The 25303-nt window shown below is 61.0% G+C and carries 22 protein-coding genes; 12 read left to right on the forward strand and 10 right to left on the reverse strand.

Features of this window, described 5'->3' with window-relative positions; genetic code table 11:
* Window positions 1–207: 207 nt before the first annotated feature.
* Window positions 208–1335, reverse strand: a complete 1128-nt coding sequence (locus CAF79_RS08460) for a branched-chain amino acid ABC transporter substrate-binding protein (protein ID WP_064382946.1) — start codon at window positions 1333–1335, stop codon at window positions 208–210.
* A gap of 350 nt (window positions 1336–1685) precedes the next feature.
* Between CAF79_RS08460 and CAF79_RS08465 the strand changes: the two genes are divergently transcribed.
* On the forward strand, window positions 1686–1991 hold the full coding sequence (locus CAF79_RS08465; protein ID WP_085697439.1) for a DUF2288 domain-containing protein: 306 nt from the start codon (window positions 1686–1688) through the stop codon (window positions 1989–1991).
* A 230-nt stretch (window positions 1992–2221) separates the two neighbouring features.
* On the opposite strand, the gene CAF79_RS08470 is transcribed toward CAF79_RS08465, so the two are convergent.
* A complete protein-coding gene (locus tag CAF79_RS08470; protein WP_085697440.1) occupies window positions 2222–4423 on the reverse strand; it encodes a hypothetical protein in 2202 nt (733 codons plus the stop codon).
* A 197-nt stretch (window positions 4424–4620) separates the two neighbouring features.
* Here CAF79_RS08470 and CAF79_RS08475 point away from each other — a divergent pair, with 197 nt between their 5' ends.
* A complete protein-coding gene (locus tag CAF79_RS08475) occupies window positions 4621–5517 on the forward strand; it encodes an NAD(P)-dependent oxidoreductase (protein WP_170929709.1) in 897 nt (298 codons plus the stop codon).
* On the opposite strand, the gene CAF79_RS08480 is transcribed toward CAF79_RS08475, so the two are convergent.
* Window positions 5408–7690 carry a bifunctional diguanylate cyclase/phosphodiesterase gene (locus tag CAF79_RS08480; RefSeq protein ID WP_085697441.1) on the reverse strand — a complete coding sequence of 761 codons (2283 nt, stop codon included), beginning with the start codon at window positions 7688–7690 and terminating at the stop codon, window positions 5408–5410. The genes CAF79_RS08475 and CAF79_RS08480 overlap by 110 nt on opposite strands.
* Window positions 7691–7853: 163 nt before the next feature.
* The gene (locus CAF79_RS08485; protein WP_085697442.1) at window positions 7854–8207 is read right to left on the reverse strand and encodes a YkgJ family cysteine cluster protein; all 354 of its coding nucleotides are present in this window, start codon (window positions 8205–8207) and stop codon (window positions 7854–7856) included.
* Between the two features lie 303 nt (window positions 8208–8510).
* Between CAF79_RS08485 and CAF79_RS08490 the strand changes: the two genes are divergently transcribed.
* On the forward strand, window positions 8511–9860 hold the full coding sequence (locus CAF79_RS08490; protein ID WP_085697443.1) for an MFS transporter: 1350 nt from the start codon (window positions 8511–8513) through the stop codon (window positions 9858–9860).
* 194 nt (window positions 9861–10054) lie between these two features.
* Here the strand turns inward: CAF79_RS08490 and rapA are convergent, their stop codons facing one another.
* The gene (rapA, locus tag CAF79_RS08495) at window positions 10055–12901 is read right to left on the reverse strand and encodes an RNA polymerase-associated protein RapA (protein ID WP_085697444.1); all 2847 of its coding nucleotides are present in this window, start codon (window positions 12899–12901) and stop codon (window positions 10055–10057) included.
* Window positions 12902–13144: 243 nt separating this feature from the next.
* Between rapA and CAF79_RS08500 the strand changes: the two genes are divergently transcribed.
* Window positions 13145–13486, forward strand: a complete 342-nt coding sequence (locus tag CAF79_RS08500) for a hypothetical protein (RefSeq protein WP_007959194.1) — start codon at window positions 13145–13147, stop codon at window positions 13484–13486.
* On the opposite strand, the gene CAF79_RS08505 is transcribed toward CAF79_RS08500, so the two are convergent.
* The 3 genes from CAF79_RS08505 to CAF79_RS08515 all read right to left on the reverse strand — a co-directional run bounded on the left by CAF79_RS08505 (window position 13456) and on the right by CAF79_RS08515 (window position 16089).
* A complete protein-coding gene (locus tag CAF79_RS08505) occupies window positions 13456–14667 on the reverse strand; it encodes an aminotransferase class V-fold PLP-dependent enzyme (protein WP_085697445.1) in 1212 nt (403 codons plus the stop codon). The genes CAF79_RS08500 and CAF79_RS08505 overlap by 31 nt on opposite strands.
* Window positions 14664–15134: a RidA family protein gene (locus CAF79_RS08510; protein WP_085697446.1), complete on the reverse strand. Its 471-nt coding sequence runs from the start codon at window positions 15132–15134 to the stop codon at window positions 14664–14666. Before CAF79_RS08510 ends, CAF79_RS08505 begins: the two co-directional genes overlap by 4 nt.
* An 88-nt stretch (window positions 15135–15222) precedes the next feature.
* Window positions 15223–16089, reverse strand: coding sequence for a LysR substrate-binding domain-containing protein (locus tag CAF79_RS08515; protein WP_085697447.1), 867 nt, complete (start codon window positions 16087–16089; stop codon window positions 15223–15225).
* Between the two features lie 185 nt (window positions 16090–16274).
* Here CAF79_RS08515 and CAF79_RS29115 point away from each other — a divergent pair, with 185 nt between their 5' ends.
* Entirely contained in the window at window positions 16275–16436 is a 162-nt protein-coding gene (locus CAF79_RS29115) for a hypothetical protein (protein ID WP_170929710.1), read from the forward strand.
* 145 nt (window positions 16437–16581) lie between these two features.
* Window positions 16582–16698, forward strand: coding sequence for a cytochrome c oxidase subunit CcoM (ccoM, locus tag CAF79_RS29600; protein WP_305880187.1), 117 nt, complete (start codon window positions 16582–16584; stop codon window positions 16696–16698).
* Window positions 16699–16969: 271 nt separating this feature from the next.
* Here ccoM and CAF79_RS08520 read toward each other — a convergent pair whose 3' ends face one another.
* The gene (locus tag CAF79_RS08520; protein WP_085697448.1) at window positions 16970–18445 is read right to left on the reverse strand and encodes an inorganic phosphate transporter; all 1476 of its coding nucleotides are present in this window, start codon (window positions 18443–18445) and stop codon (window positions 16970–16972) included.
* A gap of 376 nt (window positions 18446–18821) precedes the next feature.
* Window positions 18822–19022: a hypothetical protein gene (locus CAF79_RS08525; RefSeq protein WP_007957826.1), complete on the reverse strand. Its 201-nt coding sequence runs from the start codon at window positions 19020–19022 to the stop codon at window positions 18822–18824.
* A gap of 46 nt (window positions 19023–19068) precedes the next feature.
* On the opposite strand from CAF79_RS08525, the gene CAF79_RS29120 reads away from it, so the two are divergent.
* The 6 genes from CAF79_RS29120 (at window position 19069) to pcaF (ending at window position 25268) form a co-directional block, all read left to right on the forward strand.
* Window positions 19069–19236 carry a hypothetical protein gene (locus tag CAF79_RS29120; protein ID WP_170929711.1) on the forward strand — a complete coding sequence of 56 codons (168 nt, stop codon included), beginning with the start codon at window positions 19069–19071 and terminating at the stop codon, window positions 19234–19236.
* A 427-nt stretch (window positions 19237–19663) separates the two neighbouring features.
* On the forward strand, window positions 19664–20506 hold the full coding sequence (pcaR, locus tag CAF79_RS08530; RefSeq protein WP_007917109.1) for a pca regulon transcriptional regulator PcaR: 843 nt from the start codon (window positions 19664–19666) through the stop codon (window positions 20504–20506).
* A gap of 294 nt (window positions 20507–20800) precedes the next feature.
* Entirely contained in the window at window positions 20801–22147 is a 1347-nt protein-coding gene (locus CAF79_RS08535; protein ID WP_085697449.1) for an MFS transporter, read from the forward strand.
* A gap of 282 nt (window positions 22148–22429) precedes the next feature.
* On the forward strand, window positions 22430–23287 hold the full coding sequence (locus tag CAF79_RS08540; RefSeq protein WP_003222404.1) for a CoA transferase subunit A: 858 nt from the start codon (window positions 22430–22432) through the stop codon (window positions 23285–23287).
* Window positions 23287–24066 (forward strand): CoA-transferase subunit beta, encoded by a 780-nt coding sequence (locus tag CAF79_RS08545; RefSeq protein WP_085697450.1) that lies wholly within the window; start codon window positions 23287–23289, stop codon window positions 24064–24066. Before CAF79_RS08540 ends, CAF79_RS08545 begins: the two co-directional genes overlap by 1 nt.
* On the forward strand, window positions 24063–25268 hold the full coding sequence (gene pcaF / locus CAF79_RS08550) for a 3-oxoadipyl-CoA thiolase (RefSeq protein WP_170929712.1): 1206 nt from the start codon (window positions 24063–24065) through the stop codon (window positions 25266–25268). The genes CAF79_RS08545 and pcaF overlap by 4 nt, the downstream gene beginning before the upstream one ends.
* Window positions 25269–25303 lie beyond the last annotated feature (35 nt).

The raw sequence follows: 25303 nt of genomic DNA on the forward strand, positions 1-25303 counted from the left end.
CGCATTTCACTGGTGGAGTCATTTTCCCGCCCGGTCCCGTGGATCTTTATCCACTTCGAATCCGGGTTTTGCCAGCGAACCGCTGATGACGGTTTTGAGATTTTCAGGTGGGGAGACTGGCGGATCACGCCAGCGCGGCCCAATACATTCGTAAAACAAAGCCCACGGCACGCCGTGGGCTTTATTGGCAGTCAGTCAGGCAGCGCCTTACTGAGGCGACACTTCGGTTTTAGGTTTGCCGTTGTGCCACTCGTAAACCACGAATTTGAAGTCCTTCAGGTCGCCCTTGGCGTCGAAGCTCAGATCGCCGGTCGGGGTCTTGAAAGTACCGGCGTGGATGGCTTCAGCCACTTTGGCAGGGTCTTCGGACTTGGCCGCAGCGATACCGCCGACAATCACTTCAACTGCCGAGTAGGACGGGAACACGAACGGACCGCTCGGGTCTTCTTTCTTGGCCTTGAATGCATCGGCCAGGGCCACGTTGGCCGGATCCTGGTCGAAGGATTTCGGCAGGGTCACCAGCAGGCCTTCGGACGCGTCCTTGGCGATCTGGGTGATCGAGTCGTTACCCACGCCTTCCGGACCCATGAACTTGGCTTTCAGGCCTTTTTCCTGGGCTTGACGCAGGATCAGGCCCAGCTCCGGGTGGTAGCCGCCGTAGTAGACGAAGTCGACGTTGGCTTGCTTGAGTTTGGCGATGATCGCGGAGAAGTCCTTGTCGCCGGCGTTGACGCCTTCGAACACGGCAACCTTGGTGCCTTTCTTCTCGAGGGTGGATTTGACGGCGGTGGCGATGCCTTCACCGTACTGCTGCTTGTCGTGCAGCACGCCGACGATTTTCGGCTTCACGTGATCGGCAATGTAGTTACCGGCGGCAGGGCCCTGGGCGCTGTCCAGACCGATGGTGCGGAAGACCATTTTGTAACCACGGTTGGTGATGTCCGGGCTGGTGGCAGCCGGGGTGATCATGATCACGCCTTCGTCTTCGTAGATATCCGAAGCAGGCTGAGTGGAGCTGGAGCACAGGTGACCGACCACGAACTTGACGCCGTCGTTGACGACCTTGTTCGCAACCGCTACCGCTTGTTTAGGATCGCAAGCGTCATCGTATTCAACGGCTTCGAGCTTCTTGCCGTCGACGCCGCCTTTGGCGTTGATCTGTTCGATGGCCATTTTCGCGCCACTGAACTGCATGTCGCCGTACTGGGCTACTGGACCGGTTTTAGGGCCGGCGATACCGATCTTGATGGTGTCAGCCGCGAACGAATGGCTGGCAACCCCGGCCAGAACCATAGCGGCAAACAGTTTGGAAATCTGCTTAGTAGCCTTAGTCATAGTGCTCCACTCTTACTGTTGTATTTTTTAGAGTCCTGACGCCGTAGCAGCAGAACCGGGACAGATATCTGGGCGATACCCTCCGGAAAAGCCCCCGGCAACTGTACCGGTACAGTGTAGAGCGCCGGTTGTTGGCCTGGGAAGCTGGCGCCAGGGGGCAAAACCTGAGGGTGTCGCTTAAATGAAAGAAAAAGACAGAATTGCGGCGGGGCGTTCAGAGGGTTTATACCCAATCATCAGCATTCCCTGGCGTTCCTGCTCTTTTCGTTCGGTACGGCCTTTTGCAACCGGGTTTTTCTGCCGGACCACCGACGTTATCATTCGCGCCGATTTCTTTTCCGGACAGTCCCATGAATCAAGAACCTAGCACCCTCTATGCCAAGCTGCTTGGTGAAACCGCAACTATTACGTGGAAGGAGCTGGAGCCCTTCTTTGCCAAGGGTGACCTGTTATGGGTCAGCGCCGAGCTGGATTTGATCGCCGTGGCAGAGGCAATGGCATCGAATCAGAGCGCGAAAGTGGCTGCCTGGCTGGGCGAAGATAAGGTCGCCAAGCTCTCTGCGCCGCGGGCGCAAGACATTCTTGAGCGCGATCCCGAGTTGTGGTCGGTTGTGGTGCGACCGTGGATTCTGATCCAGGAAAGGGCGTCGCGCTGAATCGATGCCCTTTTGTGGTGCGTGTCACTGCCGGGAAAAAGTGTGTAGCCGAGTAGCGTGATGGCACGTTGCCGTAGAGAAATGCCACAAGCGTGGGTGGCATAACGGTGACGTAAACGTAACGGGCACAGTTCAGTAAGCAGCCTAACGGCTGCTTAATTGTTTCGGGATGTTGGAAAGACTGAAATTTCCAGGGAATTTCGGGGCGATCGAGGCGCCTCGGTCTGCCGTCAGACCGAGTAAGACTTGCCAGTATGGTTATTGAGGGAAATAACCTTGGTCTTGCCGATCCGGTGACGGTAGATCTCGCGCAGGTACTTGATCGACTTCTTCACGCAATCGCGCGACAGGCGAATGTCGTTGATCGAGACAAACTTCTCTTTGTCGTTGATCAGCTCGCGGTACTTCTTCTCATACATCGGCTTGATCGCATACCAGTTGGTATCGAGGATTTTCGCCGGGTTCTCGAACTCGTTCAGCAGGTCGTCGATGCGGTCTTCGTCGAATGCTTCGCTGATGATGAAATCGAGGATCGAATTGTCCAGGGTGTCATCGAAACGGTACGGGGTCTTGGCGAAGCAACGCTTGATGAACGCCACGATCAGCGTCAGGAAGTCGTCCGACAGGCACGGGCTCTTGGCGATCAGGGTGGTCAGCGACAGGTTGGCCGAGGCGCCTATCACCAGCGCGTAGCGCTTGAGCGTGGTGTTGGGGAACAGGCTGTTGAGGTGGGTCTTCAACCGGTTCAGGTCCATGTACGACAGCTTGTAGTCTTTTGGCAGCGAAACGATCGAGACCACCGACGAGCAGTTCTTGAAGAAGTGCAGGTCGTGCAGCGCGGCCGCGTCGTAGCCGGAATTCTTGTACTGCTCCAGCGACGCGCGATAGCGCTTGGACTCGATCGGCAACAGGCTGATGCCTTCGATGGCCTGGGTCACTTTGTTGAAGTGCGGCAGGTCGATCGAGCGGAAGAACAGGTCGTCGATGTTCAGGCGCTGCGGCTCTTTATCGAACACCTTGAATTTGTCGCTGCTCGGCGGCGGCGTTTCCGGCACCACGGACTCGGCGTAGGCAATCGCCACCGGGCCGGCCAGGCTCATGAACAGGTCGTTGGCATCCAGGCGAATGGTCTCGCCGATGTCGATGCCGGCGCGACGGAAATAGTTCTGGTCGTAGTCGGTCGTAACCGCTTGGGCCGTCAGAATGTTGAAGATCTGCTGCGAGATATATTGGTTGGCGTGTTTCTCCATCGCATTGACATCAATGTTCTGGATGTTGCCGTCATCGCTCTCTTCGGCGTAACGCATGATGTCGTTGGAGATCAGCATCATCGCGTTCCATGGGCGGATACGGCCCATGACGCTGGCTTCGCTGCTGTCTTCGTTGGCGAAGTTGTACGAGAAATCCCATTCTTCCGACAGGTATTTGCACAGCAGGCGACCGGCGTTGATGTGCAGCGCCTCGGACATTTCGCTGCGGTGGTCGGAAATGTTCGGCAGTACGCAGATGCCGCTGGTGAAGATCGGTTCGAACACGAACGAATGACCGCTCTTGCCGTCATGCTCGTCCATCGGCTTGGTGTCGAACGTCTTGTTCATGTACGAGTGCTGCTGAGCCAGGCCGAATTCCGAGGCCATGCCCGAACCGGTACCGCCGCCGGCACTGAAGATCGAGAAATACAGGCGCGACTGGTTGGCCTTGATCCCGCAGCTGTCGATCAGGTACGAGTGGATCATTTTCCAGTCAGGGCTGGAGAAGCGCTGGGTGTCCTTGTTGAGGATGATCTTCGCCAGATACTGGCCGAGGATCGGCGCGTTACCGGCGCCACCGGCGTGGACTTCCGACAAGTCCATGATCTTCATCTTGCTGTAATCGCGCAGGAAACCGCTTTTTTCGCCCTTGCGCGAGAAACGGATGCGCCCGGCAATGTCCTTGTCGAGGTCGCCGAGCATCACCAGCGGTTCCACCAGAAACACCGGTTTGCTGCCCTTGTTCGGGCCGATTCGCAGGTTGGTCTTGATCCACTGGGCCGGGCTGTAGCCTTTGTCGGCCAGGCGACGCTCGCTCGAAGGACGATCTTCGTTGTTGAATTCGTTGAGGTAGAACTTGCGCGCGTTGTACACCAGCTCCGCCACGTCGAGGGCGATGTTGGAGCCGCAGCGACCGAGGCCGATCAGGCACACCGAGGGGAATTCCTGGTCGTTGTGCTGTTCGTTGTCGCCTTCCAGATGCGGCGGGCGCGGGAACACCAGGTCACGCAGGCCATCGAGGTTGTCGAGGATGCGGTCGGTATTGGTTTCGGTGAAATACAGGTATTGCTGGGTGCCCAGCGGACGCGAAGGTGGCAATGGCTTCATTGGGGCAGGGCTGTTCGCCGCAGGGCTCAGAGTCAGATCGGATACCGCAGTGGCCGGATTGTTTTTAGAAGTCATTGTGCGCCATTTACCTGGACTGGTTGGATCGGCGACCGCTGTCGTCGAGCCTCACGGAATGGGAATCTCGCGTCTTTTTTCTGCGCGTGTTTGGCCCGTGCGTCAGGGTGATGGCCTGAGTGCCGCGCGGGGGAATCCTTTCCTGATTGATGATGGATCGGCCATTATTCGGCGATCTTTAATCAAAAGGAGGCTAAATGATGTCAACGCGACCTTCGTTGGGGTTTGCCGGAATCGGCCTGATGGGCCTGCCGATGTGCCACCGTCTGCTGGCCGCCGGTTATCCGTTGACCGTGTGGAACCGCAACCCGGCCAAGTGCGCGCCGCTGGTCGAGGCCGGCGCCCGGCAGGTGGCGACCCCGGCCGAACTCTGTGAACAGGCTGATGTGGTGATGTTGTGCCTGGCGGACACGGCGGTGGTGCGCGAGGTGGTGTTCGGCCCGGCCGGCGTGGCCGAAGGGGCGAAACCCGGTCAGTTGCTGGTGGACTTTTCCAGCCTCGAACCGACGGCCACCCGAGAAATGGCGGCTGAGCTCGCCGGCAAGACGGGCATGGCCTGGCTCGATTCGCCGGTGTCCGGCGGAGTGGTCGGGGCCGAGGCCGGCAGTCTGGCGATCATGGTCGGCGGTGATGCCGCGGACCTTGATCGGGTACGCCCGGTGTTGCTCGAACTCGGGCAGCGCGTCACGCACATGGGCGGCGTCGGCACCGGCCAGGTGACCAAGGCCTGCAATCAGATGATCGTCGCCTGCAATGCCTTGGTGATCGCCGAAGTGGTGGCGCTGGCCGAACAGGCCGAGGTCGATGCCAGCCTGATCGCCGAGGCGCTGGCCGGTGGCTTTGCCGATTCCAGACCGTTGCAGATCCTCGCCCCGCAAATGGCCGAAAGCCGTTTCGAGCCGGTGAAGTGGCACGTGCGCACGCTGCTCAAGGATCTGGATACCGCAGTGAAGTTTTCCCGGGAAACCGGCTCGGCCACGCCGATCAGCGGATTGGCCGCACAACTGATGCGCCTGCATGGGGCACAAGGTTTTTTGCAGAAGGATCCAGCGACACTGGTGCAAATGTACCGCGCGCCAGACTCAGCGGATTGACCGTGTGCGCGTGTTTGCGCTGGTTGATTTCCTCCAGCACCGGGCGCAGTTCCGCCAGTGGCACCGGGCGGCTGAGCAGGTAACCCTGAATGAAGTCGCAGCCCGAGCGCTCGAGGAACTCGTATTGCTCCAGGCTCTCGACGCCTTCGGTGACCACCTGTAAATGCAGGGTGTGCGCCATGACGATGATCGCCTGGACGATCTCCATGTCGGCGGTGGCCTTGGGAATGTCGAGGATGAACGAGCGATCAACCTTCAAGGTGTTGAGCGGCAGGCGCTTGAGGTAGGCCAGCGACGAATAGCCGGTGCCGAAGTCGTCGATCGACAGTGACACGCCGAGGGCGCGGATCTGCCGCAACAGCACCAGGGTGTTGGCGATGTTGCCCATCAAGGCGTTTTCGGTGACTTCCAGTTCCAGCCGTTCCGGGGCGACGCCGGCGCTGCGCAAGGCATGCTCGATTTCATTGGCCAGTTCTTCCCGGGCCAGATTCAGCGGTGAGCAGTTCCAGGCGATCTTCAAGTCTTCGCAACCATGGCGCGACAACTCGCCGAGGTCTTCACAGGCCTTGCGCAGGACCCAGTTGTCGAGCTCGGCGATCAGGCCGTTGTTTTCGGCGATGGCAATGAAGCGATCTGGGGTGAGCAGGCCGTGCACCGGATGCTGCCAGCGGATCAGCGCTTCGAGCTTGGTGACTTTGCCGGTCTTGAGTTCGAAGATCGGCTGGTAATACAGCAGCAGGCCGTTCTCTTCACGCAGCGCATGGCGCAGTTCTTCCTCCAGTTGCAACTCGAGGCTGGCGCGGTTTTTCAGGTTGGAATCGAAGAAGTGCACGCCGTTGCGCCCGGCGCCCTTGGACTGGTACAGCGCAAGATCTGCGTGCTTGAGCAGTTCATCGCAGGTCGTGCCGTCTTCGGGAAACAGGCTGATGCCGATGCTGGTCGTCATCACCATGCGCCGTCCGGCCAGCTCGATCGGCTCTTTCATCTTGAGCATGATGCGCTGGGCCAGATTGCGCGCTTCTTCGCGGTCGCGCAGGCCGATCAGGATGCAGAACTCGTCGCCGCCAAACCGCGCCACCACGTCTTCATGGCTACGGACCGAGCCCTTGATGTGCTGGGCGATAACCTTGAGCAGTTGATCGCCGGCGTCATGGCCGAGGCTGTCGTTGATGCGTTTGAAGTGGTCGATGTCGAGAAACATCACGGCCAGCATGCCGCCTTCGCTGGATTTCTGGCTGAGCTTTTCCGCGAAGATCTGATTGAAACCACGCCGGTTGATCAGGTTGGTCAGGGCGTCGTAGTTGGCCACGTGCTGCAGCGACATGCGTGCCTGATCGAGCTGGCTGAGGAGGGCGTTGACCCGGCGCAGGTCGTGTTCCTTGTTCTGCAGCTTCTTGTCGGCCAATGCGGCGCTGATGGCGCTGCCGAGGATCAGCAATGTGATCAACGCGACGGTGAGGCCCAACTGCAAGTGACTGGTTTGCGACGCCTGAGTCGGCAATTGCCCCTCGGGCAGCACCAGTTGCAGTGCGGCCATGCCGGTGAGGTGCATGCTGAGGATGCCCGCACCGAGAATCAACGCCGCCACGTATTTGAGCATCTGGATGTGCAGGCCGTTGCCTTCGCGCAGATGACCGGCCACCCACAGCGCGGCGAAGCTGGCGCCAATGGCGATCACGATCGATGAGATGAACAGAGTGGGTTGGTAGTAAGTCGTGGCGGCGGATTCGATGGCCGCCATGCCGACGTAGTGCATGCTGGCGATGCCAAGGCCGATGACGATGGCGGTCTTGAGGTATTCCAGCAGGCTTGGTTGGGGCGTGCTCAGGGTGTGCATCGCCAGCCAGGATGCGAGTAACGCAATTAACAGCGAAAACAGGGTCACGGGCAGATCGTACTGAATGTCGATCGGCGCCTGGAACGCCAGCATGCTGATGAAATGCATGGCCCAGATGCCGCCGGCCAGGCAGGTTGCGCCGATCCAGCGCCACAGTCGCTGCGAACCGGGTTCTTCAGCGTGGGCGACCCGTTCGGCCATGTCGAGGGTGGCGAAACTCGCGGCGCAGGCGACCAGGTAGGCCACCAGCACCAACAGGGGATTGTGTGTGCAATTGAGGATGACCTGCCCGCTCTCCGGCTGCTCGGCAACAAATTGCAAACCAAGCCACTCCATAGCATGCCCCGTCTCTGAGTGCGTCCTTACTGCGTCATCAACGCAGGCGAATGTCTGGAGTATAGAGGCGGTTTTTGCCGTGCAAGCGATAGTGGCACATTGGCGCTAATGATTTCGGCATTAGCGTCATAGCGATTGGCGCTAAGTGCCCGGATGCCGGAGTTCAGGCGACTTCGTTCCAGTGCGGTTGCAGTGGCGGCAGGCCGAAACGGGCACGTGCCTTGTCACAGTCGATGTTCTGCGCGCCGTTTTCCCACGATGCTTCGAACTCGCGGCAGGGGCTGGAACGCTTGTCGTAGATCGTGCAGGCCACTGACTTTCCGACTTCGCCTTCCAGCGCGGTGCAGCGCGGCGCCTTGCGGTCGGTGCCGATCATCGCGACCCGGCTGGGCGTGATCTGAGTGACCAGTTCATCGGGGACTGTCCCGCCGGAGGATGCGCATTCACCCCAGAAAAAAGAAACACGAAAATGGGAACAGCAGGCACCGCAATTCAGACACGGACTGGCTTCGGACATGGGCGGGGGTATCAAAGGGATTGATCGGCAGGATCCGGACGGATCCGGCGGCCATTCTAGGCTTTGCCACGGCGTTGGGAAGGGGGGCGCGAAAGTATTTTTTCATTGCCGGATTTTTCCGCAAACCCCCCGGTTTCAGGGGGATTCGAAGCATTTCAAGGGCTTACGTTTCGTTACACGGCCATGGCTTGTCATCAGGCTGACGAATGATGACAGACAGCCCCGACGAGCGTGACTAGATTGCAGGTTCCGGGCTCGGATGCGTTGGCAGTGAAGCCCCAATAACAATAAAGAGACGGACCCATGCAGAACTCGACCCAAGCGGCGAATGCCTGGCGCATTCTGTTCCTGCTGTTCCTCGCCAACCTGTTCAATTTCTTCGACCGCACCATTCCGGCGATCATCATCGAACCGATCCGCATGGAATGGCACCTCAGCGACTTCCAGCTCGGGATCGTCGGCACCGCGTTCACGCTGGTCTACGCGATTGCCGGATTACCACTGGGGCGCCTGGCCGACACCGGTTCGCGCAGCAAACTGATGGGCTGGGGCCTGGCGACCTGGAGCGCGCTGACTGCCGTTAACGGTCTGGTCGGCAGTTTCTGGAGTTTCCTGCTGGTGCGCATGGGGATCGGCATCGGGGAAGCGAGTTACGCACCCGCCGCCAACTCACTGATCGGCGACCTGTTCCCGGCCCATCGCCGCGCTCGGGCCATGGGCATTTTCATGCTCGGCCTGCCGCTGGGGCTGCTGCTGGCTTTCTTCACCATCGGCTGGATGGTCAAGGCGTTCGACAGCTGGCGCGCGCCGTTCTTTATTGCCGCCGTGCCAGGGTTGGTGCTGGCGGTGTTCATGTTCTTCATCAAGGAACCCAAGCGCGGCGCGGCGGAAACCGTGCAGGTGTCCCAGGAGAAAGTCGACAAGCCGATCCGCCGCGTTCTCGCCGTGCCGACCTTCCTGTGGCTGGTGATGGCCGGGTTGTGCTTCAACTTCGCGACCTACGCCTGCAACTCGTTCCTGGTGCCGATGCTCCAGCGTTATTTCCTGATGCCGTTGCAGGAAGCGGCGGTGGCGACCGGCGTGATCGTCGGTGTGACCGGGCTTGTCGGGTTGACCCTCGGCGGCTGGATCGCCGACAAGATTCACCAGCGGGTGGCCAACGGGCGACTGCTGTTTGCCGCGTTCAGCCTGATCATCTCGACCCTTTGCACGGCGTGGGCGCTGCATGCCGGGCGTATCGAGATCGGGGTGTTTGTCGCGGTGTTCAGCGTTGGCTGGCTGTTCGCCTACAACTTCTATACCTGCGTCTATACGGCGATTCAGGACGTGGTCGAGCCACGCCTGCGGGCTACGGCGATGGCGCTGTTCTTCGCCGGGTTGTATCTGCTCGGCGGCGGCCTGGGGCCGGTAGTGGTGGGCGGTTTGTCGGATCACTTCGCCAAGTCGGCGATGGTCTCGGCGGGTGCCGAGCAGATGACCGAAGCGTTCAAGGCTGTCGGCCTGCATGACGCGATGTACCTGATTCCGGCGGCGCTGTTCCTGACCATGGTGTTCCTGTTCCTCGCGTCGCGGTGTTTTGTGCGGGATGCGAAGCGGATGAAGGAAGGGCTGGTGGCAGTGGTTGAGCCGCAGAGTCAGGCCGTTACCGCGTGATGACCTGCATCGCCTGATCGTTCCCACGCTCTGCGTTGGAATGCAGCCCGGGACGCTCTGCGTCCCATTCGAGAGCTGGAACGCGGAGCGTCCCTTGAGGCATTCCCGCGCGGAGCGTGGGAACGATCTGCGGTGTACAAAAAAGGCCGGCATCACTGCGGGCCTTTTCATTTTTGGCGATGGAGCAGGGCGGTTCAGCCCGCTACCAGCACCCGGATCGCTTCCAGTCGCAGCGCCGCTTTGTCGAGCATCGCCAGACCTTGTTCACGCTGCTTGCGCAAGGCGTCCAGTTCGCTGTCGCGCACGGTCGGGTTGACCGCTTGCAACGCGGTCAGGCGCGCCAGTTCTTCGTCGGTGTCGGCTGCCAGACGGCGGCGGGCTTCGGCGACGCGCTCGGCGTGGCGTGGGGCGACCTTGCTTTCACCGGCGTTGATCCGTGGCGTCAGCTGGTCGCGCTGGGCCTGGATGAACTTGTTCGCGCTGGCGCGCGGCACGCTTTCCAGTTGATCGTTCAGGGTTTCGAAGGCCACACGCGACGACAGGTCGTTGCCGTTGGCGTCGAGCAGGCAGCGCAGGGCGGCCGGCGGCAGGTAGCGACCCAGTTGCAGCGAGCGCGGGGCAACCACTTCGCTGACGTAGAGCAGTTCCAGCAGTACGGTGCCTGGTTTGAGCGCCTTGTTCTTGATCAGCGCGACGGCGGTGTTGCCCATCGAACCGGACAGCACCAGATCCATGCCGCCCTGTACCATCGGATGTTCCCAGGTGATGAACTGCATGTCTTCGCGCGACAGCGCCTGGTTGCGGTCGTAGGTGATGGTCACGCCTTCGTCGTCGCCCAGCGGGAAGCTGGCGTCGAGCATCTTCTCGCTCGGCTTGAGGATCAGAGCGTTTTCCGAATGGTCTTCGCTGTCGATACCGAAGGCGTCGAACAGGGTTTCCATGTAGATCGGCAGGGCGAACTGATCGTCCTGTTCGAGGATGGCCTCGACCAGCGCTTCACCTTCGCCGGCGCCGCCGGAGTTGAGTTCCAGCAGGCGGTCGCGACCAGTGTGCAGCTCGGCTTCCAGCCGCTCGCGCTCGGTACGCGCTTCGTCGATCAGCGCTTGCCATTGGCCATCGTCGGCTTCTTCGAGCAGCGGCAGCAGGCGCGGGCCGAACTGATGCTGCAAGGCGTTGCCGGTCGGGCAGGTGTTGAGGAACGCGTTCAGCGCTTCGTGGTACCACTGGAACAGGCGCTCTTGCGGGCTGGTTTCCAGGTAGGGCACGTGCAGTTCGATGATGTGCTTCTGGCCGATCCGGTCCAGACGACCGATCCGCTGCTCCAGCAGGTCCGGGTGCGACGGCAGATCGAACAGCACCAGGTGGTGGGCGAACTGGAAGTTGCGACCTTCGCTGCCGATTTCCGAGCAGATCAGCACCTGCGCGCCGAACTCTTCGTCGGCGAAGTAGGCGGCGGCGCGGTCACGCTCGAGGATGTTCATGCCTTCGTGGAACACCGTGGCCGGGATGCCGGAGCGCACGCGCAGGGCGTCTTCCAGGTCCATCGCGGTCTCGGCGTGGGCGCAGATCACCAGCACTTTGGTGCGCTTGAGCATTTTCAGCTGGTCAATCAGCCACTCGACGCGCGGGTCGAATTTCCACCAGCGTTCTTCTTCGCTGGCGTCCGGCTGGGCCTGGAAACTGACTTCCGGGTACAGCTCGGCGTGTTCGCCCAGCGGCAGTTCCAGGTATTCGTCCGGGCACGGCAGCGGGTACGGGTGCAGTTTGCGCTCCGGGAAACCCTGCACGGCGGCGCGGGTGTTACGGAACAGCACGCGGCCGGTGCCGTGGCGGTCGAGCAGTTCACGCACGAGTCGGGCGCTGGCTTCGCTGTCGCCATCGTTGACGGCGGTGAGCAGGGCTTCACCTTCGTTGCCGAGGAAGCCGTGGATGGTCTTGTGCGCGGCCGGCGACAGGCGCCCCTTGTCCAGCAGCTCCTGAACGGCTTCGGCCACCGGGCGATAGTTTTCGCTCTCGGCGCGGAAGGCGGCCAGGTCATGGAAACGGTTCGGATCGAGCAGGCGCAGACGGGCGAAGTGGCTGTCCTGACCGAGTTGTTCCGGTGTCGCGGTGAGCAGCAGCACGCCGGGAATGACTTCGGCCAGTTGTTCGACCAGCGAGTATTCCGGGCTGACTTTGTCTTCATGCCAAACCAGATGGTGGGCTTCGTCGACCACCATCAGGTCCCAGCCGGCAGCGAACAGGGCGTCCTGCGCCTTTTCATCGTCGACCAGCCACTCCAGCGCCACCAGCGCCAGTTGGGTGTCTTCGAACGGGTTGGTGGCATCGCTTTCGATAAAACGCTCTTCGTCGAACAGCGCGACCTGCAGGTTGAAACGGCGGCGCATTTCCACCAGCCATTGGTGCTGGAGGTTTTCCGGAACGAGGATCAGCACGCGGTTGGCGCGGCCCGACAGCAACTGGCGATGGATCACCAGACCGGCTTCGATGGTCTTGCCCAGACCCACTTCGTCCGCCAGCAATACACGCGGCGCAATGCGGTCGGCGACTTCACGGGCAATGTGCAACTGGTGGGCGATCGGTTGTGCACGCACGCCACCCAGGCCCCAGAGCGCAGACTGCAACTGGCGGCTGGTGTGTTCCAGGGTGTGATAGCGCAGGGAGAACCACGCCAGCGGGTCGATCTGGCCGGCGAACAGGCGGTCGCTGGCCAGACGGAACTGAATGAAGTTCGACAGCTGGGTTTCCGGCAGGGTGACGGCTTCGTTCTGCGCGTTGAGGCCGTGGTAGACCATCAGGCCGTCGACGTCGTCGACTTGCTGGACAGTCATCTTCCAGCCTTCGAAGTGCGTGATCGAATCGCCGGGCGAGAACCGCACGCGGGTGAGGGGCGCATTCCGTAGCGCGTACTGGCGAGTCTCGCCAGTGGCCGGGTAAAGCACGGTCAACAAGCGGCCATCCTGTGCCAGAACGGTGCCTAAACCAAGCTCTGCTTCGCTGTCACTGATCCAGCGTTGCCCCGGTTGATACTGCTGCGCCATGCTGCCTGACTCCCACCTTGAAAAAGCGGGCTATCTTAACGGAATGAGGGCCCGAGGCCAAAGGATAAGGAGCCTCGGCCCGGCTTTTAAACGCAATCGGCCAATTGCAGGGAAGATTAGGTCATGCATCGGTTTTACGGGATGTTGCGGCACCCCTGAGTGCCAAACCGGTCACAAGTTTGCGACCGATGGCTCAAGGCACCCTGGGCGCCGCCGATAACCTGCTGACAGGAGACCCTTCATATGCTGCCACCGATGCTCCCCCTGAGCGCCGTGCCGATCACCTCCCAGCAGGATCCGATCCGCCAGCGACCGGATATTCCCCCTGTGGTGCCGGTGCAGGAAAGCTCCAACGAAAGCACCATCGACCTGCAAAAGCGCGATCCGGAAGAGGATGGCTATCTGCTGCGCGAAGAGCAGCGCCGCCAGCAAGAGCGCGATCGCCGGCGCCGCGAAGCCGACGATGACCCCGAAGCGCATCTCGCCGTGCCCGGTACCGAACTGAATGCCGACAACACCGTGCCGGTGGCACCGCTGATGGAAGATCAGCCGCGTCAGGGGCTTTGGGTCGACATCGAAATCTGAGGCCGGGCGGCCAATTCCGTCAGGTTTTCCAGCAACACGTCGATCTCTTCCTGCGTGTTCAAATAGCTCACCGCCACCCGCGCGATATTTGTCAGCCCGCGCGCCTGCATGTCCAGCGGCGTGTAGGCCACGTCATTGGCACCGATGTTGATTCGCCGTTCGGCCAATGTCTGCTTCAACGCCACGCTGTCCCAGCCTTCCAGCGTGAAGGCGATCAGCCCGGATTGTTGATGGGTCGCTCCGAGATCCCGCAGCGTCAGGCCGGGAATCGCCTTGAGGCGTTGGCGCAATTCGCTGCTCAGTTGTTCGATCCGCTGGCGAACCGGGATTGCGCCGAGGCGGTTGTACTCTTCCAGCGCATTGGCCAGCCCGGCCAGCAGGGCCAGCGATACTTCACTGGTTTCAAAGCGGCGCGCGTCGTCGCGCAGGGTGAATCGTCTGCCGTCCCACGGCGCCGACAATACATCGCGTTGCACGGGGAGCAGCCGTTGCAAAAATGCCGGCCGGATGTACATCAGCGCCGTGCCGCGCGGGCCGCGCAGAAACTTGCGTCCGGCACCCTTGAGCATGTCGCACTGCAAAGCCTGAACGTCACAGGGCAACTGCCCCAGCGCCTGACCGGCATCGATGAAATAAGGGATGCCGTGGCGCCGCGCCACGCGGCCGATCTGCGCGGCGGGATTGATCAGGCCGCCGTTGGCCGGCAGCCAGGTGAGTGCGATCAGCCGTACCTGGCCGTCGATCATCTGCGCCAGAGCTTGCGGGTCGACCGCACCATGGGCGTCACAAGGAATCACTTCAAGCCGCGCGCCGGCCTTCACCGCTTCGGCCATGCATGCCAGATTGCCGGCCCATTCATGGCGGCCCACCAGAATTCGTTCCCCGGGCTGCCACGGCCCCAGTGCGTTGAACGCCTGACTCCAGGCTGCCGAGCCGCTGCTGGCGAAGGCGATGTCCTCGGGTTCGGCGTTGAGCAGGGCGGCGGCCGCATTGCGCGCGCGTTCCTGTACCCGGTTGTCTGCCGATTCCATTGGCCCGCCGAGCGCTTCGCGTTGCAACTGTTCGATCACTGCGTCGAGGGTAGCCTGGCTTGGCAGCGAGGCGCCGGCGTGGTTGAAGTGGATCACCTGGGCGCAGCCGGGTGTGGCGGCGCGCAGGTGCGTGAGGTCGTCGATGTTCACGGCTTGATCTCGAAAATCGCGTCGATTTCCACCGCCACGCCGGCCGGCAGGCTCGACACGCCGACTGCGGTGCGCACGTGACGGCCCTTGTCGCCGAGAGCGTTGACCAGCAGATTCGAGGCGCCGTTGGCAACGACGCCCTGAGCCTTGAAGTCCGGTGCGGCGGCGACGAAAACCCCGAGGCGCAGGATGCGCACCAGTTTCGACAGGTCGTCACCCAGCGAATGGCTCAATTGGGCGAGCAGCCCCAGGGCCGCCAATTCGGCGGCGTTGGCACCTTCTTCCTCGGAGATCGCTTCGCCCAGTCGCCCGATGAACGCAGGTTTGCCGTCGAGCAACGGAATCTGTCCGGAGATGAACAGCTGGTTCTGGCTGACCACGTGGTTGACGTAATTGGCGATCGGCTGGCTCGGTTCGGGCAGGCGCAGGCCGAGTTGTTGAACACGTTGGCTGAGGGAATCGGTCATGGGAAGTCCTCCTGAGTGAAGGCTTCAGCATGTTGTCCCGAGGGAAGGGCGACAAACGGATAGATTTAATCCGACGTATCCAAAAAATTCACGCGTTCGCGGTTTCCTCCAGCCACTGGCAGAAGCTTTGCGCCGCCGGTGTGGGCGGGCGTTGCGGGGTGACCAGCCAATAGCCGATATCGCCGAGCATCGGCGGCGTGTCGAAGGCCGGCACCAGGGCGCCTTCCTTGATTCGTCGTTCGATCATTCGCTGGCGACCCATGGCAATGCCCTGACCGGCCACGGCCGCTTCGACGACGATGTTGTAGTCGTGGAGCATGACGCTGGGCACATGAGCCAGATCGATGCCGCTGTGTTGCTGCCAGTCGATCCATTCGAACGGCTGGTGCGATTTGGCCATCAGCAAGGGCCCGTTGTTCACGCCTTTGGCCTTGAAGTCCGGGCTGCACACCGGTGTCAGGGTTTCGCCCATGAACCGGCGGGCCTCGACTCTCGCCCAGCCGCCCTTGCCATAGCGGATCGCCAGATCCACCTCGCCGGCGTCGACGTCGGCCAGTTGCACGGCGGGCAGCAGCTCGACATGGATGTTCGGGTATTTCGCGTGGAAGTCCGCAAGACGTGGTGCCAGCCATAAAGTGGCGAAGGAGGCGAGCAGACCGATGCGCAGAGTGGTGGGGCGCTCTCCGCGCAGTTCGTGGGTGGCGGCGGCAATCGCGGCCAGGGCCGGTTGGATTTGCCGGTAATACTGTTCGCCGGCAGGTGTCAGATCGATCGCCCGGGTGCGGCGCACGAACAGTCGCTGATCGAGGAATTCTTCGAGTTTATGCACCTGATGGCTGATCGCGCTTTGGGTCACCGACAGCTCATCGGCAGCCTTGATGAAACTCAAATGACGGGCCACGGCTTCAAAAGCGCGCAAGGCCATCAGCGGGGGCAGATCCTGATGCAGGGGCACGACGCAGATCCTTCTTATTAACGGCAAAGCGCCGATTGTGCGGGCAAATCCGGTGGGCGGTACATGAATTGTTGTACAGCGTTTAGGTCAGTGGCTGGTCAGCGCCTGCGTCAGGCCGCATTATTGGCGCAGTCCTGTCGGTGAACCGGCAGTTGTGATTCAGTCCAAGCGATGCACCGAACGCCATGAGCCAAGACGACAAGCTGATCGACCTCAACACTGAACGCGCCAAGCGTATCCATGACCTCAACGAGAAGCGCCTGAATGAGGTACGCCAGGCTTTCGAGCAGGCCATGCCGTTGGGCAAGCCGAAGAAAAAGCCAAAAAACAAACCGAAAAAGCGTTGATCTCCCCTGCATCCTTTGATGCAGGTCAGTTATTTCCCTTCCTTTCCTCCGTGCGGTGACCGGCATTGATCCCGGTCAATTCCTGCGCCTGCCTGATTGGTTAACTTGGTTCCATCGCAGCAGAGCAGGGGCCAGGAGGCCAGTCATGTTTTTCGATAACGTGGTGTTCGCCGGGGTCCTGACTGTGGGCCTGATGGTTCTGTTTTTTGCAGGGTTTGGATTTTTTATCTGGAAGGATGCGAACAAGCGCAAGAAGCGTTGATTCTTCTGGATTTGATGAGCACGCAAGGCATTTTGGGCAACTTCGGTTGCCCTTTTTTTTGTCTTCCTGGCGGCCTTTTGGCCGACCATGCTTTGAGTGTTTTTTGTGAATATCGGTTTTTCGGGTGTTGCGGCTGGCGGACTGCTTTTGCTTTGATCGTTCCCCACGCTCTGCGTGGGAATGCCGCCCGGTACGCTCCGCGTCCCATTTCTGGAAGCAATAAAAAAGGCGTGATCCTTGCGAATCACGCCTTTTTCATTACAGCTGTCTATCAGCTACCCAGCGCTTTCGACGCCAGCCAGAACAGGCCGGCCGACAGGGCGACGGTGGCCGGCAGGGTCAGGACCCAGGCCAGCAGGATGGTTTTCACCGTGCCGCCTTGCAGGCCGCTTTTGTTGGCGACCATGGTGCCGGCCACGCCCGAGGAAAGGACGTGGGTGGTGGAAACCGGCAGGCTGAAGATGTTGGCCAGGCCGATCAGGCTGGCGGTGGTGATCTGGGCCGACATGCCTTGCGAGTAGGTCATGCCTTGCTTGCCGATCTTCTCGCCGATGGTCAGTACCACGCGTTTCCAGCCGACCATGGTGCCCAGGCCCAAGGCCAGGGCGACCGCCAGAATCACCCAGAACGGGGCGTATTCGGTGGTGGTGGTCAGGTCTTTGCGCAGCTTGTCCAGGTCGGATTTCTCACGCGGGGCCAGGCCTGGCAGTTTGCTGACCTTCTTCGCAGTGTCGTCCAGGCAGAGCAGGTAACGACGCACTTCGATGCGGCTTTCCGAGGACAGCGAGTGGTAGTCCGCTACACCTTTAAGGGTGTCGAGCAGGGCGGCGATGGTCGGTTCGGTCTGTTGCGGGTTGCAACGGAATTTCTCCGGCAGGTCGCCTTCCACGCTTTTGCCCAGCGCCAGGAACTCGCCCAGGGTGTCGGCGTTGCGCTTGTAGAACTGGCTCAGATGCAGGGTCGCGTCACGAGTACGCTCGATCTGGTAGGTGGTGCTGTTCAGGTCGAGGACGAACTGCGCAGGCACGATACCGATCAGTACCAGCATGATCAGGCCGATACCTTTCTGACCGTCGTTGGAACCGTGCACGAAGCTTACGGCCATGGCCGAGATCACCAGGACCAGACGGTTCCAGAACGGCGGGTGCTTCTTGTCGTCGATCTTGCGGCGCTGTTCCGGCGTCTTGTGCATCTTCGACAGCGGGCGCCACCATTTCAGGCCGATCAGCACCAGCGCGGCGATCAGGAAGCCCGCCATCGGCGAGAACACCAGCGAGGCGCCGATATCGATCGCTTTCTGCCAGTTGACGCCGTCGGCCAGTGGAATTTCGTTGATCAGGGCGTTGGCCAGGCCGACACCGAGGATCGAACCGATCAGCGTGTGCGAACTGGAGGCCGGGATACCGAAGTACCAGGTGCCCAGGTTCCAGGCGATCGCGGCGGCGAGCAGCGAGAACACCATTGCCAGACCATGGCCGGTGTTTACGTTGATCAACAGTTCTACGGGCAGCAGGTGCACGATGGCATACGCCACGCCAACGCCGCCCAGCAATACGCCGAGGAAGTTGAACACGCCCGAGAAGAACACCGCCAGGTGAGGCGGCATCGCTTTGGTGTAGATAACAGTGGCTACCGCGTTAGCGGTGTCATGAAATCCATTGATGAACTCGAAGGCGAGGACAAATGTCAGGGCGAGCAGGAGGCTCACAAGCACCCAGGCATCCAGTCCGCTGAATAAATCGATCATGAAGGTTTTCTGACCCGGTCATAAGGGGGCGCGATTATGCCAGAAAAGACTGGAAATCGATCCCCTACCTGCTCATCGGTTACCGACTTCGCCAAATTAATTTGTATCAAGGTGCATTACCCCAGCTTTCTGCAGGGTTTTGCAAGCCATTGATTCAATTGATAAAAATGCGAGGCGTAGGCGAATTGGCCGGTTGTCGGGAGGAGGCTGAAACTTGTATGAAATATCTGAGAAACGCGTCTGACACACTCCAGACCTGCGCAATACAGGGGGAATTGGCCGCTGCCCGCGGGTAGCGGGCGCGCAAGGCATCGTCAGTCCACCGTGCTTGTAACCCGGTGAGTACGCTTACCCTCGAAAGATGCAAAGAACGGTTTCAAGGCTCTTCGGCTTTGAGTTCCTCTTCCATTTTTTTCAGTTCTTGCTGGAAGACCTGATCCTGAACGGTAGGGCGTTTACGCCAGGCTTTGCGTTCCGGTTCGGGCTGGGCGGCGTAGGTGGTGACTTCCCCGCCGTAAACTTCCTTGTAACGTTGTTCCTGGCGCTCAAGTTCCGCGCGCAGTTCGTCTTTCGTCACAGTGCTACCTGTATGAGTTGAGATAAATATCCGGTGAACGCACTGCATGAAGCATTTAACCGGTTCGTCGACCAACGCTTGCCTGGACAGGCAGCGGTGTTATCGGGAAGACGGCCGGGACTTCCATGTTGCAGGCGGCTACGGCACCAGATTAAAACTGACGCAGCATCAGTTTCCTGTTTCAGCGAGCGCGCTGGCGGTGCATGAGCAATGAGCATCAGGCGCTGGCCGGGGCTGGCGGCGATGGACATCGCGCCAGCGGGTGGCACCGTCGGCAAATAAAAAGCGCGGTGTCACTGAGGTGCATTATAGCGGCCGATTCGGGATTGACTATCTTTGCCAAGTTAAAAACGTTTGCGCATGTGTGATTGTTTTGTGACGTGCAACTTCCGGCAATAGTTGCATCTTTGTTGCGCAGTGTTTGATTTCTGGCGCCATTTAGTCGGACAACTAAGGCTCGTTAACTATGCAGGCGTTCCAGGTTCAAAACTCCTCGGAGCAGCCCGCCGGAGGAGGTCAGGGCGATTGCGATTATCGGTCGACGGTTCGATAATCGCCCGATGTTGGCGGTCTGTCGCTTGTGTATCTGCCGGCGAGCCGCTTGTATAGCCGTTGATCCGAACAAGAAAAAAAGGAACCACATGAACGATCAAATGCGCAATTCCTTCACCTCGGTAGCGCCGCCGATCGTCGCTTCGCCGGCCAAGCGTATCCAGGCCCTGACCGGCGATCCGGATTTCATGACCTCACTGGCCCGTGGCCTGGCGGTGGTGCAGGCGTTTCAGGAGCGCAAGCGCCACCTGACCATCGCCCAGATCAGCCACCGCACGGAAATTCCCCGCGCCGCCGTGCGCCGTTGCCTGCACACACTGATCAAACTCGGCTACGCCACCACCGACGGGCGCACTTATTCACTTCTGCCCAAAGTGCTGACCCTCGGACACGCCTATCTGTCCTCGACACCGCTGGCGGTCTCGGCCCAGCCGTACCTTGATCGCATGAGCGAGCAACTGCACGAAGCCTGCAACATGGCCACACTGGAGGGCGACGACATCCTCTACATCGCCCGTTCGGCAACCACTCAGCGTCTGATTTCGGTGGACCTCTCGGTGGGCGGGCGTTTGCCGGCGTATTGCACGTCCATGGGACGGATTCTGCTGGCAGCGCTGGACGACACCTCGCTGCGCGAATACCTCGACCACGCCGAACTGGTGGCCAAGACCAGCCGCACGATTCACACCCCCGACGCCTTGCTCGAATGTTTGCAGGAAGTCCGGCAGCAGGGCTGGTGCATCGTCGATCAGGAACTGGAGCAAGGCCTGCGTTCGATTGCCGTGCCGGTCTACGATGCTTCCGGCCAGGTGGTGGCCGCGCTCAATGTCAGCACTCACGCCGGTCGCGTCAGCCGCACCGAACTTGAGCAGCGCTTTCTGCCCGGCCTGTTGAGCGCCAGTCGTGACCTCAGTGCGCAGTTGTTCGCCTGATGAACCTGTTCGATAAACGCACAGAGTTGCGTTTATCGAATTGACGCTAAAACCCTCGGATCATTAATGTCGCGGCAGCGTCATCCGGCGCGAATGTGAATGAGCCCGCCGGATTGTCGACTCCCATAATAATGACAAGAGGCAACTTCCCATGCGCACGTTCCCCGACTGTCGCCGCTCCTGTTCCTGTTGCCGGTATTAGCGCAACGCCCGATTTCTTCCTTATATAGTTGTGACCGTGCCGCTCTCTGGCCGGCCGCCGTTCGACTGCGTTTTTTGCGTGGAATAAAAATAATGAACCAGCCTCAGTCCGCTGTAGGTCACTGCCTCGATGTGCAGTCCTTCATCAATGCCCAACCGATCTCGCGCTATCAGTGGCGCGTCGTGATCCTGTGTTTCCTGATTGTGTTCCTCGATGGCCTCGACACCGCGGCCATGGGTTTTATTGCTCCGGCGCTTTCCCAGGACTGGGGCATCGACCGCGCCAGCCTCGGCCCGGTGATGAGCGCCGCGCTGATCGGCATGGTCTTCGGTGCGCTGGGCTCCGGTCCGCTGGCTGACCGCTTCGGGCGAAAAGTCGTACTGGTCGGCGCGGTTTTTCTGTTCGGTGGTTTCAGCCTGGCCTCGGCCTACGCGACCAACGTCGATCAGTTGCTGGTGCTGCGCTTCCTCACCGGTCTGGGGCTGGGGGCCGGCATGCCGAACGCTACCACGCTGCTGTCGGAATACACCCCGGAGCGCAAGAAGTCGTTGCTGGTGACCAGCATGTTCTGCGGCTTCAACCTCGGCATGGCCGGCGGCGGATTTATTTCGGCCAAGCTGATCCCGGCATTTGGCTGGCACAGTCTATTGCTGATCGGCGGGATTCTGCCTCTGATCCTCGCTGTGGTGTTGCTGCTCTGGTTGCCGGAATCGGCGCGTTATCTGGTAGTGCGGAATCGTGGCACCGACAAGGTACGCAAGACTCTCGCACCCATTGATCCTGCCACCGTCGCTCAGGCCGCGAGTTTCAGCGTGCCGGAACAGAAAACCGTCAAAGCACGCAACGTGTTTGCGGTGATTTTCTCCGGCACCTACAGCGTCGGTACGTTGCTGCTGTGGCTGACCTACTTCATGGGTCTGGTGATCGTTTATCTGTTGACCAGTTGGCTGCCGACCCTGATGCGCGACAGCGGCGCGAGCATGGAGCAGGCAGCGTTTATCGGCGCGCTGTTTCAGTTCGGCGGGGTGTTGAGCGCGGTCGGCGTAGGCTGGGCGATGGACCGGTTCAATCCGCACAAGGTCATCGGCATTTTCTACCTGCTGGCCGGGGTGTTTGCCTACGCGGTGGGGCAGAGTCTGGGCAACATCACGTTGCTGGCGACGCTGGTGCTGGTGGCGGGCATGTGCGTCAACGGCGCGCAATCGGCGATGCCCTCACTGGCGGCGCGGTTTTATCCGACTCAGGGCCGCGCGACCGGTGTCTCGTGGATGCTCGGGATCGGCCGCTTCGGCGCGATTCTCGGGGCGTGGATGGGCGCCACCCTGTTGGGCCTGGGCTGGAATTTCGAGCAAGTGCTGACAGCGCTGGTGATTCCGGCGGGCCTGGCTACGGCAGCGGTCGTGATCAAGGGCCTGGTCAGTCACGCGGACGCGACTTGAGTTTTATTGCAGGATCGTTCCCACGTCGAACTGGCCTCAGCGGTGGCTCCACGTTGGGATCCCGAAGGAACGCGGAGCGTCCCGGGCTGCATTCCCACGCAGAGCGTGGGAACGATCAGTGACGGAAAGATAGGTTGATAACAATCTGTTCGATAAACGAACACTCAGTCGATTATCGGATTGTTTGACGAAAATCAGCGGCTTAATCTTCAGTGACTCCGGCGCAGAACCTCGCGCCTTTTTATTCACTGGCGATTCATTACAAAAACGGGAGCCCGCTCCATGGCTGAGATCCTTTCGCTGCACGACGCGGTGAAGCAATTCGTCAACGACGGCGACACCGTCGCGCTCGAAGGCTTCACTCACCTGATCCCTACGGCGGCGGGTCATGAAATCATTCGTCAGGGCAAGAAAGATCTGACCCTGGTGCGGATGACGCCTGACCTGATCTACGACCAACTGATCGGCGCCGGCTGTGCACGCAAGCTGATCTTCTCCTGGGGCGGCAACCCTGGCGTAGGTTCGCTGCACCGTCTGCGCGACGCGGTCGAGAAACAATGGCCGCACGCCCTGGAAATCGAAGAGCACAGCCACGCCGACCTGGCCAACGCCTACGTCGCCGGCGCCTCCGGCCTACCGTTCGCAGTGCTGCGGGCCTACGCCGGTTCCGACCTGCCGAAGGTCAACCCGCTGATCAAATCCGTGACTTGTCCGTTCACCGGCGAAGTGCTGGCGGCGGTGCCGTCGGTGCGTCCGGACGTGACCGTGATCCACGCCCAGAAGGCCGACCGTCAGGGCAACGTGCTGCTGTGGGGCATTCTCGGTGTGCAGAAAGAGGCCGCACTGGCCGCCAAGCGTTGCATCGTCACCGTCGAAGAAATCGTCGACAACCTCAACGCGCCGATGAACGCCTGCGTACTGCCGACCTGGGCCTTGAGCGCAGTCTGCCATGTACCCGGTGGCGCGCATCCGTCCTACGCCCACGGTTACACCGAGCGTGACAATCGCTTCTATCAGGCGTGGGATCCGATCGCCCGCGACCGTGAGACGTTCACCGCGTGGATCAACGAATACATCCATGGCTGCGCTGACTTCAGCGAGTTCCAGGCCAAGTTGGCCGCTGCTTCGGAGGCCAAGTAATGACTTACACCACCAATGAAATGATGACCGTCGCCGCGGCCCGTCGCCTGAAGAACGGCTCGGTGTGCTTCGTCGGCATCGGCCTGCCGTCGAAAGCCGCCAACCTGGCGCGCCTGACCTCGTCGCCGGACGTGGTGCTGATCTACGAGTCGGGCCCGATCGGCGCCAAACCCAGCGTATTGCCACTGTCGATCGGTGACGGCGAACTGGCGGAAACTGCTGACACCGTCGTGCCCACCGGAGAGATTTTTCGCTACTGGCTGCAGGGCGGGCGCATCGACGTCGGTTTCCTCGGCGCAGCGCAGGTCGACCGTTTCGGCAACATCAACACCACCGTGGTTGGCGACTATCACCAGCCGAAGGTCCGTTTGCCGGGTGCCGGTGGCGCGCCGGAAATTGCCGGCTCCGCCAAAAGCGTGTTGATCATCCTCAAGCAGTCGGCGCGTTCGTTTGTCGACAAGCTCGATTTCATCACCTCGGTCGGCCATGGCGAGGGCGGTGATTCGCGCAAACGTCTGGGCCTGCCAGGCGCTGGCCCGGTCGGGATCATCACCGACCTGTGCATCATGGAGCCGGAAGAGGGCACCAACGAGTTCGTGGTCACCGCGCTGCACCCGGGCGTGACCCGTGAGCAAGTGGTCGCCGCTACCGGTTGGGCCATTCGTTTTGCCGACAGCGTGGCCACCACTACTGAACCGACCGAAGTCGAGCTGACCGCCCTGCGCGATCTCGAAGCCCGTACCGCAGCGGCCCACGGCCAAGCACCGGGAGAAGCATGATGCGCGACATTTATATCTGCGATGCGATTCGTACGCCCATCGGTCGTTTCGGTGGCGGTCTGGCGGCGGTTCGCGCTGACGACCTGGCCGCCGTGCCGATCAAGGCCCTGATGGAGCGCAATCCGTCGGTGGACTGGAGCGCCATCGACGAAGTATTCCTCGGCTGCGCCAACCAGGCCGGCGAAGACAACCGCAACGTCGCGCGCATGGCACTGCTGCTGGCCGGTCTGCCGGAAAGCGTGCCGGGCGTCACCCTCAACCGTCTTTGCGCGTCGGGCATGGACGCCGTTGGCACGGCGTTCCGCGCCATCGCCAGTGGCGAAATGGAGCTGGCGATTGCCGGCGGCGTCGAGTCGATGTCCCGCGCGCCGTTCGTGATGGGCAAGGCTGATGCGGCGTTCTCGCGCAACATGAAGCTGGAAGACACCACCATCGGCTGGCGTTTCATCAACCCGTTGATGAAGGCCCAGTACGGCGTGGATGCGATGCCGCAGACCGCCGACAACGTCGCCGACGATTACGAAATTTCCCGCGAGGACCAGGACGCTTTCGCGCTGCGCAGCCAGCAACGTACTGCCGCTGCCCAGGCTGCCGGCTACTTCGCCGAGGAAATCGTCGAAGTGCGCATCGCCCACAAGAAGGGCGAAACCGTGGTCAGCCAGGACGAACACCCTCGCGCCGACACCACGCTTGAAGCGTTGAGCAAACTGAAACCGGTCAACGGCCCGGACAAGACCGTCACCGCCGGCAACGCTTCGGGCGTCAACGACGGTGCCGCCGCGCTGATTCTGGCCTCGGCGGAAGCGGTGAAAAAACACGGTTTGACTGCCCGCGCCAAAGTGCTGGGCATGGCCAGCGCCGGGGTCGCTCCACGGGTGATGGGCATCGGCCCGGTGCCGGCGGTGCGCAAGCTCACCGAGCGTCTCGGCGTGGCGGTCAGCGACTTCGATGTGATCGAACTCAACGAAGCTTTTGCCAGCCAGGGTCTGGCGGTGCTGCGCGAACTGGGGCTGGCGGACGACGCGGCCCAGGTCAACCCGAACGGCGGCGCGATTGCCTTGGGTCATCCGTTGGGCATGAGCGGCGCGCGACTGGTGCTGACCGCACTGCATCAGCTGGAAAAGACCGGTGGCAAGAAAGGTCTGGCGACCATGTGCGTCGGTGTCGGCCAGGGTCTGGCCCTGGCCATCGAACGCGTCTGACGCAAGCCGTGACGAAAAAGAACAGAGGAAAGCGA

Origin of the sequence: Pseudomonas sp. B26(2017), assembly GCF_002113045.1 — a bacterium.
In the GTDB taxonomy this organism is placed as follows: Bacteria; Pseudomonadota; Gammaproteobacteria; order Pseudomonadales; family Pseudomonadaceae; genus Aquipseudomonas.

Excerpts from the sequence above, each read along its gene's own strand:
- CAF79_RS08460 (WP_064382946.1), bottom strand. The coding sequence starts at position 1,335 with ATGACTAAGGCTACTAAGCAGATTTCCAAACTGTTTGCCGCTATGGTT.
- CAF79_RS08465 (WP_085697439.1), top strand. The coding sequence starts at position 1,686 with ATGAATCAAGAACCTAGCACCCTCTATGCCAAGCTGCTTGGTGAAACC.
- CAF79_RS08470 (WP_085697440.1), bottom strand. The coding sequence starts at position 4,423 with ATGACTTCTAAAAACAATCCGGCCACTGCGGTATCCGATCTGACTCTG.
- CAF79_RS08475 (WP_170929709.1), top strand. The coding sequence starts at position 4,621 with ATGATGTCAACGCGACCTTCGTTGGGGTTTGCCGGAATCGGCCTGATG.
- CAF79_RS08480 (WP_085697441.1), bottom strand. The coding sequence starts at position 7,690 with ATGGAGTGGCTTGGTTTGCAATTTGTTGCCGAGCAGCCGGAGAGCGGG.
- CAF79_RS08485 (WP_085697442.1), bottom strand. The coding sequence starts at position 8,207 with ATGTCCGAAGCCAGTCCGTGTCTGAATTGCGGTGCCTGCTGTTCCCAT.
- CAF79_RS08490 (WP_085697443.1), top strand. The coding sequence starts at position 8,511 with ATGCAGAACTCGACCCAAGCGGCGAATGCCTGGCGCATTCTGTTCCTG.
- rapA (WP_085697444.1), bottom strand. The coding sequence starts at position 12,901 with ATGGCGCAGCAGTATCAACCGGGGCAACGCTGGATCAGTGACAGCGAA.
- CAF79_RS08500 (WP_007959194.1), top strand. The coding sequence starts at position 13,145 with ATGCTGCCACCGATGCTCCCCCTGAGCGCCGTGCCGATCACCTCCCAG.
- CAF79_RS08510 (WP_085697446.1), bottom strand. The coding sequence starts at position 15,134 with ATGACCGATTCCCTCAGCCAACGTGTTCAACAACTCGGCCTGCGCCTG.
- CAF79_RS29115 (WP_170929710.1), top strand. The coding sequence starts at position 16,275 with ATGAGCCAAGACGACAAGCTGATCGACCTCAACACTGAACGCGCCAAG.
- ccoM (WP_305880187.1), top strand. The coding sequence starts at position 16,582 with ATGTTTTTCGATAACGTGGTGTTCGCCGGGGTCCTGACTGTGGGCCTG.
- CAF79_RS08520 (WP_085697448.1), bottom strand. The coding sequence starts at position 18,445 with ATGATCGATTTATTCAGCGGACTGGATGCCTGGGTGCTTGTGAGCCTC.
- CAF79_RS29120 (WP_170929711.1), top strand. The coding sequence starts at position 19,069 with ATGAAGCATTTAACCGGTTCGTCGACCAACGCTTGCCTGGACAGGCAG.
- pcaR (WP_007917109.1), top strand. The coding sequence starts at position 19,664 with ATGAACGATCAAATGCGCAATTCCTTCACCTCGGTAGCGCCGCCGATC.
- CAF79_RS08535 (WP_085697449.1), top strand. The coding sequence starts at position 20,801 with ATGAACCAGCCTCAGTCCGCTGTAGGTCACTGCCTCGATGTGCAGTCC.
- CAF79_RS08540 (WP_003222404.1), top strand. The coding sequence starts at position 22,430 with ATGGCTGAGATCCTTTCGCTGCACGACGCGGTGAAGCAATTCGTCAAC.
- CAF79_RS08545 (WP_085697450.1), top strand. The coding sequence starts at position 23,287 with ATGACTTACACCACCAATGAAATGATGACCGTCGCCGCGGCCCGTCGC.
- pcaF (WP_170929712.1), top strand. The coding sequence starts at position 24,063 with ATGATGCGCGACATTTATATCTGCGATGCGATTCGTACGCCCATCGGT.